Origin of the sequence: Paenibacillus sp. FSL H8-0457, from assembly GCF_038051935.1 — a bacterium.
Lineage (GTDB): Bacteria > Bacillota > Bacilli > Paenibacillales > Paenibacillaceae > Paenibacillus_AQ > Paenibacillus_AQ lautus_A.
Genome location: NZ_CP150293.1, coordinates 5,081,510 through 5,097,940, shown reverse-complemented (window position 1 = coordinate 5,097,940; position 16,431 = coordinate 5,081,510). Strand labels below are relative to the sequence as shown.

Below are 16,431 nucleotides of genomic sequence, written 5' to 3'. Positions count from 1 at the left end.
TTTTTATTGGATAGGTGAATGATCAAAGGGAATGAAATGGACAGAGACATTTTCATTCTGCTCTTCCTTGTTCTCGTGCGAGTTAACGCATATTCGGTGTTCGTAGGCCAAGTTCACACAACGCTTGATGGAGCACAATATGTAACATATGAATCCTGATAACAGGTTCATATGTTACACATACTCCGCATCATATAAGAGCAAAAATCGCGGAGATTCGGATGAGAAATAAAGGACAGCAGCGGGATTTCGCCGGACTGACGGATGACAATGCACATCTTACACATTTACGATGTCATGCTGTCTTCTCTACACTTTGGAATGTAAGCGTTACCTGTTTATCACTGAAACGTGATGTACGTGAGTGAACCAGATAACCTGACATGAATCGATATGTAAGAAAGGAGGGGAAACATGAAGGGAAGAAGACTGCTTGCTGTGATATCCGGAAGACGTTCCATCCAACGCGAAACGAAGCCGTCTAATCCAGGTGTAAACCAAACGTCTCTTGGTAAACGAATCAGGGTGAACTGGGAGCTCTATCTGTTCTTGGTGCCTGCCTTACTGTATTTCCTTGTATTTCACTATGCGCCGATGTACGGCATCCAGATTGCCTTTAAGAACTTTATCCCTAGCAAAGGAATCATGGACAGCCCTTGGGTGGGCTTCGATCATTTCGAGCGTTTCTTCAATTCCTACTATTTCTGGGATCTGCTCTGGAATACGTTCAGCCTCAGCTTCTACGAGCTGATCATCGGGTTTCCGCTGCCGATCATCCTGGCGCTCGCTTTCAACGAAATCCGGACGGGTCCCTTCAAGAAAATCGTCCAGACCGTTACGTATGCGCCTCATTTTATATCCGTTGTTGTCATGGCGGGTATGATTATTACCTTCTTATCGCCGTCCACAGGCATCCTGATCCAATTGATCAAATGGATGGGCATCGATGCGCCGAACTTTCTATCGGATCCGGCGTGGTTCAAGACCGTATACGTTCTGTCCGGGGTCTGGCAAAGCACCGGATGGGGGACCATTATCTATCTGGCCGCGCTGTCCGGGGTCGATCCGCAGCAGCACGAAGCCGCGATTGTGGATGGAGCCAGTCGTTTCAAACGATTGCTGCACATTAACCTCCCGGCCATACTCCCAACGATCACCATTTTGTTGATTTTGAACATGGGCAACATTCTTACGATTGGCTTCGAAAAAATACTGCTGCTGCAGAACTCGCTGAATATGGAGTCTTCTGACGTCATTTCAACATATGTCTACCGGACCGGTCTGGTCGACGCGCAGTACAGCTTCTCGACAGCCGTTGGCCTGTTCAACTCCGTGATCAACGTCATTCTCTTGGTAACGGTCAACCGGATTGCCCGACGCACCAGCGAGAACAGCTTATGGTAGAAAGGAGGGAAGTATATTGGTTACCGCGATGAAGGAATCGAAGTGGGACAAGATTTTTCTCGGCAGCGTTTATATCTATTTATGCATCGCCCTGATTGTTGTTCTGTATCCGCTCGTATATATTCTCAGCGCATCGATCAGCAGCCCGCAGCAGGTAAATTCCGGTGCGATGTGGCTGTTTCCCAAGGAGATTACCTGGGCCGGATACCAGCTGGTCTTCGAAAACCCGAAGATTTGGAACGGATACCTGAACACGATCGTTTATACTGGGATAGGAACGCTGTTGAACCTGGCCGTGACACTGCCTGCAGCCTATGCGCTCAGCAGGTCGGATTTGGTCGGTCGTCAACTGTTCTTAGGATTTATTCTGTTCACGATGTTCTTTACCGGAGGGCTTGTGCCAACGTATCTCGTCGTCCGGAATTTGGGACTGATCAACACGATGGGGGCGCTGATTCTTCCCGTAGCTGCATCGGTATGGAATATCATCGTTGCCCGGACGTTCTTCCAGACGACGATTCCCAAGGAACTGCAGGAAGCGGCATATATGGACGGCTGTACCAACCTGAAGCTGTTCGTCCGCATTATTCTGCCGCTGTCCGCGCCGATTATTGCAGTCATGGCATTATTTTACGGGGTCAGCCACTGGAACAGCTATTTTCCGGCTTTGATCTATCTCAACGATGAGAGCAAGTATCCTCTGCAGATGGTGCTGCGGCAGATTCTGGTTCTTCAGGAAATGACGGCGGAAACGACCGGCGCCGGAATCAGCGGGGATGCCGCCAGGGCAATGAATTCCAAAGCCGAAACGGCATCATTGATCAAATACGGGGTTATCGTTGTATCTACGCTGCCGATTGTGGCTCTCTATCCTTTTTTACAGCGATACTTTGTCCAAGGGGTCATGATCGGCTCTGTAAAAGGATAATGAAAGCGTTTTATAAGATGTGAGCTTGAATATGCAAAGGGAGGAAACATGGATGAAGATAACAAGCAAACCTTGGAAGCTGGTGTTGACGGGGCTGACAGCCCTGTCCCTGCTCGCCGGATGCGGTTCGGCCGGCGATACGAATACTGCCGGAACAAAGTCAACGGAAGCAACCGCCGTGAATAAGGAAGGCTTCCCGATTATGAATGAACCGATTACGCTGACCATGATGGCACCTGATGTCGGCGTTCAGAACTGGAAGGATATGGTCGTGCTGCAGCAGATGGAGGAAAAGACGGGCATTTCATTCAAATACTTGAACGCACCGAAGGATAGCTTTGATACGAAGAAGAATCTCGTATTTGCCAGCGGCGATTATCCGGATGTCTTCTATGCTGCAGGTTTGACGGCGGCCGAACAGATGAACTATGGCGAGCAGGGAATTCTGATTCCGCTGGAGGGGCTCATCGAGGAATATGCTCCGAACTTCAAGGCGCTGATGGACGAGATACCGGAGATCCGTAAATCGATTACAGCACCGGATGGACATATCTACTCCTTGCCAGCGGTCGATTTAAGCCAGCACTGGTATCGGAACCCGCTGTGGTACAACGGTGATTTCCTGGAGGCCCTGAATATCGACAAGCTTCCGGAGACGACCGAGGAGCTCTATACCTTCCTAAAGCGGGTAAAAGAAGAGGATCCGAACGGCAATGGAGTCGCCGATGAAATCCCGATCTCTTCCGTATCGACAGCTACGACCAATGCTCGGGATTTACGTACTTGGCTTCTTGGCGCTTTCGGCGTTTATGAAGACGAAATTTATGTAGACGATGCGGATGTTGTTCATTATACCCCGATAGAAGAAGGCTTCCGAGAGTATCTGGTCTATATGAACCGTCTATGGAAAGAGGATCTGCTTGACCACGAAAGCTTCTCGCAAACCGCAGAACAGAAAAAGGCCAAGGCACAGAACAATCAGGTGGCCCTGTTCTCCGACTGGCATGCCTACATGACCAAAGGCGGAGAACCGTCCACCAAGGATCCGATGTTCGCTCCGGTGAAAAGCGATTTGGTAGACAAGCCGGCCATCGCCAAGAACAGAGGGATTACGACAGGGGCTTTTGCCATCTCGGTGACCAATCCTGCCCCTGAAGCATCGATGCGTTGGGTGGACTACCTTTACTCTTATGAAGGGTCGCTTTTTTTCAACAAAGGACCAGAAGGGACGCTGTGGGAGTACACGGATGAAGCCAATCGCGTGAAACGCTATTTGTCTGTGCCGGACGGCATGGAGATGGAGGATTATCGCGCGACTTTGACGCCAAACTACGGTATTCCGGCTCCTACCATCAACACGGACGATATCAATAAAGGATTGAAGACCGACTTTGATCTGTGGGTTGAAAAGGAAACGAAGGAAAAGCTGCTCGATCGTGGAGCCAGACCTCCGTTCCCGGCCTTGTTCCTTACCGTGGAAGAGCAAACCGAGATTAACAGCCTGAACTCGGATTTGAGCACATATGTACAACAGATGGAGGCGAAGTTCGTGACCGGAGCAGAACCATTGTCCAATTGGGATAACTACCTGAACACGATGAAGAAAATGGGTGCCGACCGGGTCGTCGAAATCTATCAAGGCGCATATGACCGATGGAAGTCGAGCTAAACATAAAATGATAGAGGGCCTGATAAATCCTGAATATCATACAAATGTGGAGGCATAGCCTATGAAAATCACAAGACATCCGAACAATCCGATCGTCGTTCCGGGAACGTACGAATGGCGTAAAGTCACCGTATTCAATCCTGCGGTTATTATAGACAACGGCAAGTTTTACATGATTGAGCGAACCGCAGGCTCGCTAACGCCTTGCAAGAATGTGTTGGGACTGCTGGAGAGCGAAGACGGGGTGAATTTTACGCACGTGAAAGACGAGCCGATCGTGACGCCTGACATGCTGGGCTTTCCATATGGAAGCGTCCAGGACCCGCGGATCGTCAAAATTGACGGCACGTACTATCTAAACTATGCCCTTAGGCCATGCGCCATGAGTTACTATCCGACGGGAGCGGGGATACCGGAGCGGTCGATTCCCAAATATCCGGACGGCTGGGGGGAGGAGGAGGGCCACTGGCTCACTCGCTCTTCGATCGTGAAGTCGGACAATCTGATCGACTGGGAGTTCGTTGCCGATACGACACCGCTCGATATCAATGACCGTGACAACATTTTGTTCCCGGAGAAGATTAACGGAAAGTATGCATTGCTGCGCCGTCCGGAGGAATACGTGGGTGCAGCTTACGGAACGGACAGCGCGGCGATATGGATTACGTACTCCGAGGATCTGGTTCATTGGGAAGAGCCGAAACTTCTGGCCAAAGCCGAGAATCCGGCGTGGGAATCCAGGAAAATCGGCGGAGCCACGCCGCCTGTGCGAACCGATAAAGGCTGGCTGGTCCTTTACCACGGCGTTGATGATCAGGTCGTTTACCGCGTTGGGGCGATGCTTCTTGACCTGAACAACCCTGAGAAGGTCATAGCAAGAACGAAGAATTACATTATGGAACCGGAAACCTATTATGAGAAATTCGGTTATCAAATTCCGAATGTGGTGTTCCCGACAGGAAACGTGGTCAAAGACGGTCTGCTCTATATCTATTATGGTGTGACCGACACTGCAATTGCACTGGCTACCGTGCCGGTCGATGAGCTGGTTGAGCATATCTTGAACGAACCGCAGTGAGTGAGGTAAAAGCATCCGGGCCCTTTCGAGACAAGATCTCCTAAAGGGCCCTTCTGTTATATATCCAGCCTATTCGAGCGATGTTGTTTGCGGTACTGACCGGGCGTAAGCCCGGTTTCTTTCTTGAATTTGCGGATGAAATTGGGTGCATCCAGGTAGCCCACCTGTTCGATGATTTCCTTAAGGGGAGCGCTTGTCGTCACAAGCAGCCGAATGACTTCCTCCGTACGCCTCTTCCAGATATACTGCGAGAAACTGATCCCGGTCTTCTCTTTGAAGCTGCGGCTTAAGTAAGAGGTAGAGACGGAAAATTTAAGGGCAACATGCTCCAGGCTGAGCGTATAGTCGGCAAACTGCTGATTTACATAATGTACGATATCATCGATCAGTTTAGGTGCTGCCCGCTCATGGTTACGCTCAACCTTCTCGCAAATCTCTGTCGTGAGCGACAACAGCTTGTCCTCAAATTCCTCCAGCGTCTCAAACGACGTATAGTCCGAGATGCTGCTGAATGCTTCGTTCATTCCAACCTCAGAGGCGGACCTTAGCAGCGCGTTCAGCAGATCGAAGCAAATGCAGCGCAGCAGATGAATTTGCAGCGGTTCGCTCCGGATGGTCTCCATCATCTCGGCGATCATCTGCACAGCCACCGACTCGTTGCCTTGCTTTAGGCTTTGCTCCAGCTTGAGCAGCGACTTTCTTGGAAGCCATACGCCTTTGGCGACAGGATGATTCTGCTCTGCCAACTGGTCGAAATAGGTGATCCGGCTGCTGCCGACCATTCGGTGCTCGAGTGCGGTTGCGGCTTCGATGAAGGATTGGTTCAGCTGCCCCAAATCCCGGTAGGGCGTACCTACGCCCATGCTCGGATCGAGCCGAGTGTTCTCAGAGATCAATCCCTGGACCGTGCGAATGATTTGCTCCATCCGGAGCTTCAGCGAATCTTGGCCAGGGTCAGGAAGCGATACGATCAGCGCAAATTGATTATCGGCTGAGAATTCAACGCCATAGATATTCGCTTGAAGCCCAGATGGTTCAACATGGCTGAGAATTTCGTGCACCTGCTGACGATCCTTCTGGAGTTCCTCGGCCGCATCGTTTTCTTCCCAGGACAGAATCACACAGAAATAAATGACTTGTTCTTGGGGAGATTCCAGTCCGACTCCGGCGATCATTCGTTCGATTTCGGGATCATCCGGCTTGCCGTGCTTCAACAGAAGCAGCATGCATTGGTTGCGCACGAAGGGCTCCTGCATATCGATTCGGGTGCTGTAATCGTGAAGGGTCTGACGAATCCATTCCCATTCATTGCGCGTTTTGGGCTCTGGGGTATCGCTAACTCTGAGCTTGGCGAATTCCATCAAATCCTTAATCGGGTGATATTGGCGTCTAGCCAGCACAAAAGCGGCAAGCACTCCGGTTATGACGGCGATGCCAAACACCAGCAGAATGAGCGTCTGTACATGAGCGACCCGGCTGAAGAACTGGTAGCTTGGCATGATGGTCATGTAGTTCCAGCCATTCTCCCCGGATTTGACGGATACGACGGAATACTTGTCATTATTCAGGGAGAGATTGTGTATGCCGGCATCAAGCGCAGCCAATGTCCCGAGATGCTCTTGAGACAGGGTTACGCCGTGATTGCTCGCTGTAAGCACTTCATCATTCTGATTGAGTATGTAGCTGCTCCCTGTGAAATCGCTAAGAATGGAATCCATGACCCCGGTAAGATTGGACTCTTTCACCATATATACGACGCTCCCGTACGGATAGGGGGCATTGGGCTTGATCGGTACGATGATGGTCAGCATCGTCTCCTGCCTGGAGCTGTTGATCGTAACATTCTCGGCCGGCCGTATGACCATCTGATTCGTTTCGTTCAGCGCAAGGGTGACATCTTCCAGACTCCAGTTCTCATAACGATAGAAGGAGTCGAACGCAACGTTAACATTCGTCAGGCCGCGGTAAGAGTAGATAATCGGGTCGTTATGATAGTATAAGAAGATGTCTTCAATGATGCTGCTGTTTGCCTTATAGTTGGCCAAAGCTTGTATGGCTTCCACTCTGTAATAATCATCACGGACCATATAAGGGGTTAAGCGTCTGTCGTAAGCGATTCGGCCGGAAAGCTCCCGAAGCTCCGCGATACGGGAGTCGATGGTCATTTTCACCTGGTTCAATTGATTGATGTTGGATTGTTCGATCTCGGTACGAAGCCCGCTGACAGCGCTATCATAAACGAAAATGGTTACTCCCGTCAGGGGAATCAGGAAGATCAGAATATAAGACAGTACGTATCTTAAGAGCAGCTTCGACTTAAAGTGATTCCAATTTATTCGGAAAGTGAAAGTGGATACGATGAATGATTTGAGGTTATGAATGGTCATTTTGGGTGCATCCTCCATTGCATTCTTTTCATGTCATGCGAAATTCCGATTTCATCAACAAGGATAGGGTTATTTGAAACATTATATCATTATAATGATTATTCGGAGAAATATTAAGAATAAATTCATCGTTATTCATTACATGATATAACTCGTAGTTTTCATAGTTTCACGGCTTCAATCCAACTCAGTCAGATTTCGATCGTCTTCGCTTTATAGGAAGTTTTTGTTATGATAGGGACAAGAAAAAAATGGGAAGTGGGAAGCTGTGGACAAAAAGGCGAAAAAGGTTTTACTTCAAACGTTCTGGTCATCCAGCGGCTGGAAAAGCAGTCCTTTGCCGTTCGTTGGGGAGGACTTTGATTACGCGAAGAGCATGAGGCTGATGTTCGACCCCATCACCATCGGACATGATGAGCTGATCCAGCGGCTGCATAGCTTACATAAGACGGTTACTAAAGAAAGGGTTGCTGCCGCATTTCTGCACAGTCTGTCCACGAGACAAGTGCATCTGCGAAGCGCGCTTTCCAGTTGGGCGCTTACATCGCGCCTGCCTCTGCATCAGTACGAAGAACGACGCTCGGCCATGCCGAATTACAGCAGCTGCGGAGATTGTAACCATGCCGGGCTCCAGTCCGACCGGAATTACGTGAATGCCGACCTGAACGTGCTGAATTTCGAACGGGTCAAATGGGGAGGCATCCGCTTGAATCAGCTGCTCTACTGCTGGCTCGATCTGGAGCTGTTGAGCCATGAGGAGGGCCTGACGGTGGACGATGAGGATATCGCCATTCTGAGGAAGCTGATGACAGCCGTCGACGGATGCGCCGAATCAGAAAGCCCGCGTCATCTTGAGAAGCGCTTGAAGGATGTTCTGCCTTCAAGCAAGCATGAACGAGACGTGCTGATGGAAATTCTGGGATATGCCGGCGTGCTGGTTCCGAAGGATACGCCCCGCACGCGTCCGAGAAGGGACGACGATTTCTTCTCGATGTCGGAGTGGCAGGGAAGCGACGGATATTCCACTGAAGCGCTGCAGTTTTATTTCGGCGAATATCTGTAGACCGCGCTGCATCATTATAGGTTACAGAATACGTACCGGTTTAGGAGTTTAAGGGAGGGTTAGAATGGAGCCGCAATATCATACGCTGTATGATCACGGAGTGCTGCCTTATACGAGGGAAAGCTTGGACGGCCAGGGAATGCACGATAAGACGGTGGAAACGCTTGTGCATCGGGGAATGCCGGTCTTTGATCCGCAGGAGCCACCGTTGGGTCTTCTGTTTCATGAAGCGTTACCGCTACAGGATATTCATGGAGCCTATATCGCGATCGGAAGGGAGATCTGGAGCGAAGGACTGCATGTCGCGATCCAAAAGGATACAGGGGGAGTGTGGGCAGTCACGGAGGGCGGTACAAAGAAACCGACCTACATAAACGCCTCCATCGACAGCCTGCTCGCCTTTATGGACCGTGTGCTTCGATTCAAGCAGCAAACGGAGCGCTTGCAGCCCGATCCACCTCCCACGATTTTGACGGCAGAACAATTTCGCGAGAAACTTGAGAAGTTCAGAAGAGGGGAGATCAAGCCGGGAACCCGTCTGGACGCTTTACAGGCTGAGCGCGAGTGGAAGTCAGCCTTCGAACAAATGAAGCGGGAGCTGAAAGACATGGATCCTAATGCCGTTCGTTCCTCTTCATGGTGGGGAATTGTGCTGGAGGAAATGAAGGATCGTTTGAGGTAGCATTTTAATGACGGGATGGGAGGATGAACGTTGGGCTTTCATGACACGTACAGATTTGGTGTGCATGCCATCATATCGAACGCTGACGGCAAGCTGCTTTTATTAAAACGGACCTATGGGAATAAGGGATGGAGTTTGCCCGGGGGCGGGGTGGATTCCGGCGAAACGATCCATGAAGCGATTTTTCGCGAATGCCGTGAAGAGCTGGGCCTTACCCTGCAAGATGCGGTCTTGACCGGATTTTATTATCACAGTCATATCAACGCGCAGGTCGGCATATTCCGCTGTTCGATCCCGCTTCACGAGGAAATTGTGCTCAGCTCCGAGCATTCGGAATATAAATGGGCCGAGCTGTCGGAGCTGAGCGACGTTCAGCGGTGAAGGGCCCAGGATGCATTGGCTTATCAAGGAGAAGTCAAAAGCCGGGCGTTTTAACCTTCATCCTGCTCTTCAAAGACCGGATTAGCGTTACTGGCCCCATTCACAACATCAGGGTTACGCTAACGAACTCTGTTGACGATGTTCCATCTGAAGCGGCGGACGTTACATCCATAAAGACATCCATCATATAAAAAAAGAGGCTAACCGTGAGAGCGGTTAGCCTCTTTGATTTCAGTTAAACCTGATTACCTGCTCATGACCTGAGATCATGACACGTGGAAAAAACCTTTACTCCTTCAAAGAGCCAATCAACAGCCCTTTTATAAAATACCGCTGCAGGAACGGATAGAACAGCACCACCGGTCCGATCGTCAGAATGGCGGTGGCCATCTTCACCGATTCTTGCGGCAGCGTCTGGGTGCCGAGGATGGCGCCGCTGCTCTGCATCTGCTGGATCATGCTGATCTCGGAGTTCAGCTTAAACAGCAGATATTGAAGGGGATACAGCTTCTCGTTGTCCACCAGCATGATGGCGTTGAACCAGTTGTTCCAGTAGGCAATGCCGTAGAACAGCGTAATCGTGGCCAGGACGGGCATACAGAGCGGGAAGTAGATCCGGAACGCGATATAGAAGTCGCTCGCGCCGTCGATCTTGGCCGCTTCCGTCAGGGAAGGCGGAATTTGGGACATGTAGTTGCGTACAAGAAACAGGTTGAACGGGTTGAACACCAAGGACGGTATGATCAGGGCCCAGATGGTGTTGTTCATGCCGAGATTCAGGTTGATCAGATACCAGGGCACCAGGCCCGTGTTAAACACCATCGTAATGAAAAAGAACAATCCGAGCCCGTTGCGGTAACGGATATGCTTGGCGGCCAGCGTATATCCGGCCATGGACGTGATGGTGACCGCAAGGATCGTGCCGACGACCGTCACGATGATCGAGATCATGTAACTCCGGTACAGCGGCGTGCTGCCGAACAGAAGCAGCTTGTAGGCATCCAGCGACAGCTCGCTCGGGAACAGCTGGTAGCCGAATTGCTTAATGCTGGCTTCGTCGGTAAAGGACACCATGAGCACAAGCAGCATCGGCAGGATGCAGAGAATGGAGATGATGCCGATCAGCGCGGCATTCACGGCGTCGAAAAATTTAGGTCTGGACGTCATCTAGATTTCGCTCCCTTCCGAATGATTCCGGCTTGCTTTAGAACAAGGCATGGTCCGGATTCACCTTCTTCACGATTTTGTTGCTGCCCCATACGAGAATAAAGCCGACCACGGATTGATACAGTCCGACGGCCATGGCTTGTGCCGGATTCCCGATGGTGCGGAGGGAACGGAACACATACGTATCGATGACGTCAACCGTCGGATACAGCAGCCCGTTGTCCTTGACGATGGCATAGATCATGTCGAAGCTGCCGTACATGATTTTGCCCAGAGCCAGCAGGGTTAAGATGGATATGGTCGGCAGCATGAGCGGAATGGTGATGTGGCGGATGAGCTGCCAACGGGTAGCGCCGTCGATCCGGCCGGCTTCGTAATAACTGTCGTCAATTCCCGTGATCGCCGCCAGATAGATGACGAGGTTCATCCCGAGGTCCTTCCAGACCGCCGCGGTCGTAAGAATCCACGTCCAGTATTGCGGAGAGGCGTACCAGTTGACGGGGTCGATATGGAAGAACGCCAGGATCCGGTTCAGGATACCGTAGTCGGTCGACAGCAAGCTGTAGATGATGTAACTGACGATAACCCAGGACAAGAAATGCGGGAACAAAATCGTGGATTGGGTCACCCTCGAGAACCAGCGGCTGCGGAGCTCGTTGAACAGTATGGCCAGCGCCATGGCTGCGAGCGTGCCAACGATGATAAATAGAAAATTGAGCTTCAAGGTGTTGAAGGTGACTTCCCAAGCCCGAGGCGACGAGAAGAAGAACTTGAAATTGTCAAAGCCGACCCAGGCGGAATTGAAAAGTCCCGTCTTGAAGTTGAATTTCTGAAACGCAATGAGCATGTACGGAAGCGTGAAATAACCGAAGACCAGCGTATAGATGGCAGCCGGTACGACGAGCAGGTAGGCGGATCCGTTCGAGCGGATTTCGCGCAGGAAGCCGAAGCGGCTTTTTTTCATGAGTAGGCACGTCCTTTCGTAAGTGATGGGGGCTGCAAGCGTAGCAGTTCTGTTTCGAGTGTAAAGAGAGTTGCCGCGTGCAGTAAACTATGAAAATGGAGTTTGAGCGGATTGAAAGGGGGGACGCCTGCTTTAAAAAACGGCAAAAACTTCGAATTTGAGTATTTCGCAAAGTGTCGCCAGGATTGAATAATGCCTGGAAAAGCTTGATTTTATAAGGAGTTTAGCCGATGAAGTCTATGAAAGGGAGTTTGGGGAGGGAAATAAAGAATGCGTTTTCATATTGATGTATGCCCTGAGCAAATGTAAGATGAGAATAAAATATCTATCCGTTCCAAGCGAACGGATGGCTAATCACCCCCATAAAATTAACATGTATATTACATATAATGTTAGTAATATTCATGAATGATAAGACCGAATGATAAAGGAGGGAGAATATGATCCGGCAGCGATTATTCCGTTATGCAGTGTATCGAAATATGTTTCTCAGCTTTGTTTTGCTCACGGCAGCCATGATTGCCCTCGTAACCGTGGTCCTGTACATGATGTTCTCCTGGAGCACCGCGAAGGAGGTAGGAAAAATATCCGAGTCGATGCTGAAGCAGAACAGCGCCGTATCCAGCGTCATCCGCGACCAGGTGTATAACGTGGGCAACCTTCTGCTCAGCGACAAGGAGATTGTGAACGCCCTGTTGGACAAAGAGGCCGATCCGGTGAAACAGTATGGCGTGTTCGGCACCCTTAACCGGGTCCAGTCCACCTATCCGTTCATCCATTCGATCGGGATCTATAACGGCTCGAATAACACGTACCTGAATACGAAGGGGATTACCAAGGAGCAGGAGAAGGCGCTGCTGGAGGAGATCAACAGCAAAAATACATCGTATTTTCATCTGTTCCCGCGCAAGATCTCTTCCGCCACTTCGGCGAAGCGGAGCGAAGACGTCCTGACTTTCGTTCTCCTTCCGAGCTATTATTCGCCGCTAAGCTCCAAAGGCGCGATCGTAATCAACATGAGCACCGATACCATCCAGGATCTGATCGGAGGCTACCGCAACGAAGCGGTGGATTCGCTGCACGTCATTGACGACAAGGGAACCATCATCACCCATTCGGATCGGTCCCGGTTCATGGAGGATATATCGCAGGAGTCCTATGTCCAGTCCATTCTGGAATCGGACGCGGAAAGCGGTTATTTCACCCGCTCCATCGACGGCCGCAAGAGCCTGGTTACCTATGTCAAATCCAAGGATATGAACTGGACGTATATCAGCGTAAGCCAATATCAAAATCTGTTGTTCAACATGCAGGCCCTCCGAACGTCTGCGCTGATTCTCGCTTTTGCCTGTTTCGTCGTCAGCATGTTCTTGTCGATCTGGCTGACGCATCATGCGTACAACCCGATCCGCCACCTGCTGGAGAAAATGAGCGCCATTCCGAAAATGAAGGAAAACCGTCGGCAAATCAACGAATTTGCCATATTGGATACCACTTACGCGGAAATGACGGAGAAAATGAAGTCGATGGAGTCCGAGGCTTCCGTCGCCCGGCAGGCGCATGTGCTGCAGCTGCTGAAAGGCGGCGACGAGACGGCATTCCGCCGTTTGGCCCGCGAAGGCAAGGGCCCCTATTTCTTGGCGGCCGTCCTTCTGCTCGACAGCTTAGACGGCTCGCCCGGGGGCGAGGACGAGGAGCTGCAGTCCTATACCTGCGCGGCCGTCGCCCAGGCGGCCCAGCAGATGCTGGAGCCGGAGGGAGCGAGCGTGGCCACGGTGGGGGACGGGACCATTGCGATCATTCTCCCCATGAAGCAGAGCCGGCTTCCGCTCCATGTATTGGGCATGCTGGAGGAGCTGCAGGGCGAGATGCTCCGCACGCTCCGCGTGTCCGTCACCGTCGGCATCGGAACGGCCGCGCAGACGTACGAGGAGCTGCGCGAATCGTTCGATTGCGCGCAGTCCTGCTTCCAGCAGCGCTTTTTCGCGGGAAAGGGCAGGATATTCCATGGCGATCCGGTCATCGCCGCGGAGTCGGAGCATTCCGAGGCGCAGTATCCGGACAAGCGGGAGAAGCGCATCATCGAGGCCATCAAGCTGCAGCAGCGGGATAAATTGGAGAAGGAAATCGATCAGTGGATCAAGGAAATTCGCGATTACAACTACCATGAAGTCATGTTTTTCATCAACCAGTTCATCGGCGGCCTGTACAAGCAGCTCAATGTCCATACGGTGAAAAACCGGGAAAGCGCGGATCTCTTCCTCGACTTTACGCGGCGGATTACCCGCTTTCAGACGCTGCAGGAAACCGCGGATGCCCTGAAGGATCTTGCCCTTAGGCTCTGCAGCCTGTCTGAGGAATCGGGAGCGGTCCGGCATGCGGAGGTGGTGGATTTTATCCAGATGTACGTACGCAAGCATTATGCAAGGCCGGATATGTCGCTTGAGCAGGTTGCGGGCGAGGTGAAGCTGTCCCGCAGCTATGTCGGCAAGCTGTTCAAGGCGCATTGCGAGCTGTCGTTCAACGATTACCTGAATGCCGTTCGTCTGGAGAAGGCGCGGGAGCTTCTCGCAAGCACCGAGGAGTCGGTTCAATCGATCAGCGAGCAGGTGGGCATTCTGAATACGACCTATTTCTACACGCTGTTTAAAAAGCACTACCAGATCTCGCCGGCCCAGTTCCGCAGCCAGCATGCGATCGAGACGAAAAAGGCGCAGTGACGGGCAGATTAATTTCGGGTTCAAAAGGTCGACTTTTCAGCACCGAGAAGGTTGGATGAAGCTAGGGACTGAGTAGCGGAGCGTAGGCAATCCTACGTGAGCAACGGAAGGCCCGGCTGAATTCAAGATTCGACGTCGAGACTGCTTCCTTACCTGCCTCGTGATCAAAAGATGACTTTCTGAACAACCTTTTAAAGTGTTTTAAAATGGCGAAAACCATCATTTTGAAGTATACGTTTTCCCCAATGTCTCCTTAAGATAGGAATCGTACCGCATGACTAAACCAAATGAAGACAGGGGGACACATGCATGAAAAAAAGGAAAGCGCTAGCACTATGGTTGGCCGCGATATTCATGGTATCCGTGATCGCAGGCTGCTCCGGCGGCGGCGACGCCGGCAGTGAGAATGGATCGGCGAGCGGGGAGAACGGCGGAGGGGACAAGCTGCCGGTACGGTATTTGCTTCCGGGCTCCGCGCCGCAGGATTTGGATGCGGCGGTCAAAGCGATCAACGAGAAGCTGGAGGCCGACGGACTGAACCTTACGTACGAACCGACGTACATCGCGTGGGACGTATGGGATCAGAAGACCAACCTCATGATGTCGACCGGCGAGGAATTCGAGCTGATTGCCATCATGCACGATACCAAAGGACCGACGGTGCTTGCGGGAAGCGGCGGTATCATTCCGATCGACGATCTGCTGGATCAGTATGGCACCGAGCTGAAAGCTTCCATGCCGGACTGGATCTGGGAGTCGTCGAAAATCAACGGCAAGATCACGTACGTGCCGAACTTCTGGGCGGATACCGCTTATAACGATGGCATGTTTACAATCCGTACCGATCTGCTCGAGAAAAATGGCCTGAAGCCGCCGACATCGCCGGAAGAGCTGCTCAATGCAGCAGAGACGCTGCAGAAGAATTGGCCGCAGGACAACAAGAACGTATATATCAAGATGCTGGAGGAGCCAGCCTACTTCCTGCATACGACCTACGACACCTATCCGTTTACCGTGGCCGACAACATGATTTACATCGACCAGCAGGGGAACGTGAAGTCCTGGTTCGAAACCGAGGAGTTCAAAAAAGACGTGAAGTTCATGAACGAGGCTTACAAGCGCGGGCTGATCATGAGCGATCTGCTTACGACGCCGACGGAGGTTATCAACCAGGAGGAGCTGGCAGGACGTTATCTCTACCGTCCGGGCGACGTTGGGTTGAGCGACGCCATACTTCAGACGTTCCCGGATGCGAAGCTGGATATTTATTATTTGGCCGACCAGCCGAAATTCAGATCCTACGCGATCCGGAATTCCAACGGGATTTCGGCCACGTCTCCGCACCCGGAGGCCGGCATTCAATTCTTGAACTGGGTATACAGCAGCCAGGAGAACATGGATCTCGTCCAAAGCGGCGTGAAAGATGTGCATTGGAAGGATACAGGCAAGAATACCAAGGACTATCTGGCCAAGAACGAGAACGGTTCCCCGGCTTATGAGCTTCCATACTGGCTGCTCGGCCACGTTGAAATGAACCGTTATCCAACGAATACGGACCCAGCACGTCTGGAGCGCCGCACAACGGTATCGGAGGACGCCGTGAACAGCATCACGATCGGCTTCACCTTCGATCCGACCAACGTTGCTTCGCAGTACGCCAATTGCATCGCCGAGCTGAAGACCAGCGTTTATCCGGTCATGCACGGGGTCGTGAAATACGAGGACGCCTACGATAAAATGCTGGCCGCAATGAAGTCCGCCGGTCTCGATGAGGTCGTTGATGAATACAAACGGCAATTCGATGAGTGGAGAGCCGGTCAGTCGTAAGTCTAGGCACGCTAACGGCTAAGAAACATTGGAACAGGGCAATCCTTTCCCCGGTTTGATAACCGGGGAGGGGTTGCTTTTTTTCGTGCGTCGCCATGGAGCGTTCCGTGAGGAGTACAGAGGGAATTCCAAGGAGACTCCAAGGGGATTCGAAAGTGATC

Annotated in this window: 12 protein-coding genes; 9 read left to right on the top strand and 3 right to left on the bottom strand. The window is 51.5% G+C overall.

The window, feature by feature from the left end:
* The first annotated feature begins 414 nt into the window (after nucleotides 1–414).
* The 4 genes from MHI43_RS22720 to MHI43_RS22705 all read left to right on the top strand — a co-directional run bounded on the left by MHI43_RS22720 (nucleotide 415) and on the right by MHI43_RS22705 (nucleotide 5,079).
* Nucleotides 415–1,404, top strand: coding sequence for an ABC transporter permease subunit (locus MHI43_RS22720; protein WP_036664217.1), 990 nt, complete (start codon nucleotides 415–417; stop codon nucleotides 1,402–1,404).
* Nucleotides 1,405–1,420: 16 nt separating this feature from the next.
* The gene (locus tag MHI43_RS22715; protein ID WP_009589981.1) at nucleotides 1,421–2,332 is read left to right on the top strand and encodes a carbohydrate ABC transporter permease; all 912 of its coding nucleotides are present in this window, start codon (nucleotides 1,421–1,423) and stop codon (nucleotides 2,330–2,332) included.
* Between the two features lie 52 nt (nucleotides 2,333–2,384).
* Nucleotides 2,385–4,001: an extracellular solute-binding protein gene (locus MHI43_RS22710; RefSeq protein WP_036664216.1), complete on the top strand. Its 1,617-nt coding sequence runs from the start codon at nucleotides 2,385–2,387 to the stop codon at nucleotides 3,999–4,001.
* A gap of 61 nt (nucleotides 4,002–4,062) precedes the next feature.
* Nucleotides 4,063–5,079: a glycosidase gene (locus MHI43_RS22705; protein ID WP_036664215.1), complete on the top strand. Its 1,017-nt coding sequence runs from the start codon at nucleotides 4,063–4,065 to the stop codon at nucleotides 5,077–5,079.
* Between the two features lie 56 nt (nucleotides 5,080–5,135).
* Here MHI43_RS22705 and MHI43_RS22700 read toward each other — a convergent pair whose 3' ends face one another.
* Complete coding sequence (locus MHI43_RS22700; RefSeq protein WP_051425391.1) at nucleotides 5,136–7,466, bottom strand: helix-turn-helix domain-containing protein; 2,331 nt, start codon at nucleotides 7,464–7,466, stop codon at nucleotides 5,136–5,138.
* Between the two features lie 268 nt (nucleotides 7,467–7,734).
* Here MHI43_RS22700 and MHI43_RS22695 point away from each other — a divergent pair, with 268 nt between their 5' ends.
* The 3 genes from MHI43_RS22695 to MHI43_RS22685 all read left to right on the top strand — a co-directional run bounded on the left by MHI43_RS22695 (nucleotide 7,735) and on the right by MHI43_RS22685 (nucleotide 9,592).
* Nucleotides 7,735–8,529, top strand: coding sequence for a hypothetical protein (locus MHI43_RS22695; protein WP_015736584.1), 795 nt, complete (start codon nucleotides 7,735–7,737; stop codon nucleotides 8,527–8,529).
* Nucleotides 8,530–8,593: 64 nt separating this feature from the next.
* The gene (locus MHI43_RS22690) at nucleotides 8,594–9,211 is read left to right on the top strand and encodes an SUKH-4 family immunity protein (protein ID WP_036664214.1); all 618 of its coding nucleotides are present in this window, start codon (nucleotides 8,594–8,596) and stop codon (nucleotides 9,209–9,211) included.
* A 30-nt stretch (nucleotides 9,212–9,241) separates the two neighbouring features.
* Entirely contained in the window at nucleotides 9,242–9,592 is a 351-nt protein-coding gene (locus MHI43_RS22685) for an NUDIX domain-containing protein (RefSeq protein ID WP_051425390.1), read from the top strand.
* 288 nt (nucleotides 9,593–9,880) lie between these two features.
* Here MHI43_RS22685 and MHI43_RS22680 read toward each other — a convergent pair whose 3' ends face one another.
* Nucleotides 9,881–10,759, bottom strand: a complete 879-nt coding sequence (locus MHI43_RS22680) for a carbohydrate ABC transporter permease (RefSeq protein WP_036664213.1) — start codon at nucleotides 10,757–10,759, stop codon at nucleotides 9,881–9,883.
* Between the two features lie 37 nt (nucleotides 10,760–10,796).
* Entirely contained in the window at nucleotides 10,797–11,723 is a 927-nt protein-coding gene (locus MHI43_RS22675; RefSeq protein ID WP_009589944.1) for an ABC transporter permease subunit, read from the bottom strand.
* A gap of 440 nt (nucleotides 11,724–12,163) precedes the next feature.
* On the opposite strand from MHI43_RS22675, the gene MHI43_RS22670 reads away from it, so the two are divergent.
* Together MHI43_RS22670 and MHI43_RS22665 are read left to right on the top strand one after the other, a co-directional pair.
* Nucleotides 12,164–14,443, top strand: coding sequence for a helix-turn-helix domain-containing protein (locus MHI43_RS22670; protein ID WP_036664212.1), 2,280 nt, complete (start codon nucleotides 12,164–12,166; stop codon nucleotides 14,441–14,443).
* A gap of 309 nt (nucleotides 14,444–14,752) precedes the next feature.
* A complete protein-coding gene (locus MHI43_RS22665; protein ID WP_015736579.1) occupies nucleotides 14,753–16,270 on the top strand; it encodes a DUF3502 domain-containing protein in 1,518 nt (505 codons plus the stop codon).
* Nucleotides 16,271–16,431: the final 161 nt, after the last annotated feature.

Excerpts from the sequence above, each read along its gene's own strand:
- MHI43_RS22690 (WP_036664214.1), top strand. The coding sequence starts at position 8,594 with ATGGAGCCGCAATATCATACGCTGTATGATCACGGAGTGCTGCCTTAT.
- MHI43_RS22680 (WP_036664213.1), bottom strand. The coding sequence starts at position 10,759 with ATGACGTCCAGACCTAAATTTTTCGACGCCGTGAATGCCGCGCTGATC.
- MHI43_RS22700 (WP_051425391.1), bottom strand. The coding sequence starts at position 7,466 with ATGACCATTCATAACCTCAAATCATTCATCGTATCCACTTTCACTTTC.
- MHI43_RS22670 (WP_036664212.1), top strand. The coding sequence starts at position 12,164 with ATGATCCGGCAGCGATTATTCCGTTATGCAGTGTATCGAAATATGTTT.
- MHI43_RS22665 (WP_015736579.1), top strand. The coding sequence starts at position 14,753 with ATGAAAAAAAGGAAAGCGCTAGCACTATGGTTGGCCGCGATATTCATG.
- MHI43_RS22720 (WP_036664217.1), top strand. The coding sequence starts at position 415 with ATGAAGGGAAGAAGACTGCTTGCTGTGATATCCGGAAGACGTTCCATC.
- MHI43_RS22705 (WP_036664215.1), top strand. The coding sequence starts at position 4,063 with ATGAAAATCACAAGACATCCGAACAATCCGATCGTCGTTCCGGGAACG.
- MHI43_RS22710 (WP_036664216.1), top strand. The coding sequence starts at position 2,385 with ATGAAGATAACAAGCAAACCTTGGAAGCTGGTGTTGACGGGGCTGACA.
- MHI43_RS22675 (WP_009589944.1), bottom strand. The coding sequence starts at position 11,723 with ATGAAAAAAAGCCGCTTCGGCTTCCTGCGCGAAATCCGCTCGAACGGA.